The 405-nt window shown below is 77.0% G+C and carries 1 protein-coding gene; it reads left to right on the forward strand.

The annotated features are described in order from the left end of the window. Positions 1–53: 53 nt before the first annotated feature. Positions 54–405, forward strand: a 352-nt coding sequence (locus VR45_RS13485; RefSeq protein ID WP_045939970.1) for a hypothetical protein, incomplete at its 3' end; no start/stop codon positions are given.

Below are 405 nucleotides of genomic sequence, written 5' to 3' on the forward strand. Positions count from 1 at the left end.
CGGCCGTCGCGTCCGGCCGGACGCGGCGCGCGCAGCCGCAAGGAACCATCCGCATGCCCAGCACGGCCCCCACTCCCGCTCTCCCCACCCCCCTGTCCGCCCCCGCCTTCGTCGCCTGCCCGGCCCTCGCCCTCGGTCCCCACACCGTGACGGCCGAGCGGATCCGGGAGGACATCCTCGACCGCAACCCCGACTACCCGGCCCGGCAGGCCCAGACCGTCCGGCTGGCCCTCGGCAACCTGCCCGGCACCCGCCGCTACTTCCGGCCCTACGAGCTGGTCTCCTCCCCCGAGCGGACCGCCGCCGAGCGCAAGGCCACGACCTTCGGCGACCTGCTGGCCGCCGCCGAACACGCCGCCGCCGAGGCGATGCTGACGGCGGGCGTCCGGCCCGAGCAGGTGGACT

Source organism: Streptomyces sp. NRRL S-495 (assembly GCF_000966955.1).
GTDB classification, from domain to species: Bacteria; Actinomycetota; Actinomycetes; order Streptomycetales; family Streptomycetaceae; genus Kitasatospora; species Kitasatospora purpeofusca.